Here is a 1,870-nt window from a genome sequence, read left to right on the forward strand (position 1 = left end):
GAACCACGCTCCGGCAGGCCGTCTTCACCACCATCCCAGATCCAGAACACGCCGGCAGAACCCGAACACGCCGACCCATCGGCCCGCATCGCATCAGCACGAGATCATCACCAAAGCCCCGCAGAGCAACACGCTCGCGGGGCTTTGACGCGTTTGGAGGGCGGCGCAGGCGTCGGACACTCTGAAGTGCCAGAGGAAGGACGCTTTGCAGCCCCTCCCCTTGCTTTAAGCCGTCTCAGGATAGGGCCGGCTCGCTCTGCCGCCGGCGCGCGGCATCCTTGGCGAAATAGGCGATGGTCTTTTCCAGGCCGAGACGCAGCGGCGTTCTGGGCTCCCAGCCGAGAAGCTCGCGCGCTCGCGAGATGTCGGGCCGCCGCTGCCGCGGATCGTCGATCGGCATCGGGCGAGACACGTAGGCGGGCCGCGTTCCGATCATCTCATGGACGAGCTCGCCGAGCTCGCGCACCGTGACCTCGACCGGATTGCCGAGGTTCACGGGAACCTCGATCGGATCGGGATGGCGCATCATGAGGAGGAAGCCGTCCACGAGGTCGTCGCGGTAGCAGAAGGAGCGGGTCTGCTCGCCGCCGCCGTAGAGTTCGAGCGGGCGCGAGGCGAGCGCGTTCACCACGAAGTTCGACACCACGCGCCCGTCCTCTGGGTCCATACGCGGGCCGTAGGTGTTGAAGATCCGCGCGACGCGTACGTCGACCTCGTACATGCGGCGGTAGTCGAAGCAGAGCGTCTCGGCAGCCCGCTTGCCCTCGTCGTAGCAGGCGCGCGGTCCCGTCGCGTTAACGGCGCCGCGATAGTCCTCGCGTTGCGGATGGACCTCGGGGTCGCCGTAGACCTCACTGGTCGAGGCCTGGAAGAAGCGCGCGTTCCAGCGCCGGGCGAGGTCGAGGCCGTTCCGCGTGCCCACGACGTTGGTCATCAGCGTGCCGACGGGATCGATCTGATAGCGCGGCGGCGAGGCCGGACTGGCGAGGTTCCAGATCTCGTCGAAGGGTCCTTCCGGCAGATCCTCGCAGACGCATCCTTCCACGAAGGTGAAGGCTTCGTCGCGCAGAAGGTGTGCGATGTTGGCTCGCGCGCCGGTCTGCAGGTTGTCGAAGCATACGACGTCCATCCCTTCCAGGAGCAGGCGCTCACACACGTGGCTTCCGAGGAAGCCGGCTCCTCCGCAAACAAGCGCCCGGCCTTTGTCGAGGTTCATCCTGCGTCCCATCAGATGCTCATCCGTCGGTTTGCCGCGCGTCGGCTCCTCGCCTCGTGGAAGATCTTCGTTCCCTTGAAGAGGGCTTGTGGCCGCTCTCCTCATCTGGAAATGAAGACATCCATCGTGCGATTGCCGATCAAGGTGTGGCGGGTCTTGATTGATCGCGCGTTGGTCCTGTAGCCATCCAACAAAGATCCACGAAGAACGGCCCTGAAAAGGATCGCTGACGTCGACCGGTCGACGTCCATTCCTCGTCGTCCTTTGTTGAAGACGATGATGAAGCTGCAAATGAAGCCGGAGCCGGATTTCTCAAGCCCCGAGACCGTTGTCGGAGTTGGAAACGGAGCGAAGCTCAGCATTTCCAGCATGATCGGTTTCGAGCTTTTCTTTGGCTGTGACCGGGCCTTGCCGTTCCGCAGGCACGATTGACCTCTGCCAGCCTGCGCATCTACCACTTGCGGCAACGACGGGGCCGCCGGGAGGTTGGGCCTGCCCCGTCCGCCATCGATCCGGGGGAGGACACGCCGGCATGAAGACGATCAAGGGACCTGGGATTTTTCTGGCGCAGTTTGCGGGGGATGAGGCGCCGTTCAACTCGTTCGAGGCGATCTGCGCCTGGGCGGCTTCGCTCGGCTATCGCGGCGTGCAGAT

The 1,870-nt window shown here is 64.3% G+C and carries 2 protein-coding genes and 1 pseudogene; 1 reads left to right on the forward strand and 2 read right to left on the reverse strand.

Annotated elements, in window-relative coordinates:
* Positions 1–235: 235 nt before the first annotated feature.
* Positions 236–1,228, reverse strand: a complete 993-nt coding sequence (locus tag FZN60_RS28470; RefSeq protein WP_422569884.1) for a UDP-glucuronic acid decarboxylase family protein — start codon at positions 1,226–1,228, stop codon at positions 236–238.
* 89 nt (positions 1,229–1,317) lie between these two features.
* Entirely contained in the window at positions 1,318–1,587 is a 270-nt protein-coding gene (locus tag FZN60_RS28475) for a hypothetical protein (protein ID WP_158877776.1), read from the reverse strand.
* 161 nt (positions 1,588–1,748) lie between these two features.
* Between FZN60_RS28475 and FZN60_RS28480 the strand changes: the two are divergent.
* Positions 1,749–1,870, forward strand: a pseudogene (locus FZN60_RS28480) (sugar phosphate isomerase/epimerase); the annotation flags it as partial.

Source organism: Antarcticirhabdus aurantiaca (genome assembly GCF_009765365.1).
Taxonomy (GTDB): domain Bacteria; phylum Pseudomonadota; class Alphaproteobacteria; order Rhizobiales; family Rhizobiaceae; genus Antarcticirhabdus; species Antarcticirhabdus aurantiaca.

What these genes read in the sequence shown, in the direction of transcription:
- FZN60_RS28470 (WP_422569884.1), bottom strand. Translation starts at nt 1,228, where the DNA reads ATGGGACGCAGGATGAACCTCGACAAAGGCCGGGCGCTTGTTTGCGGA.
- FZN60_RS28475 (WP_158877776.1), bottom strand. Translation starts at nt 1,587, where the DNA reads ATGCTGGAAATGCTGAGCTTCGCTCCGTTTCCAACTCCGACAACGGTC.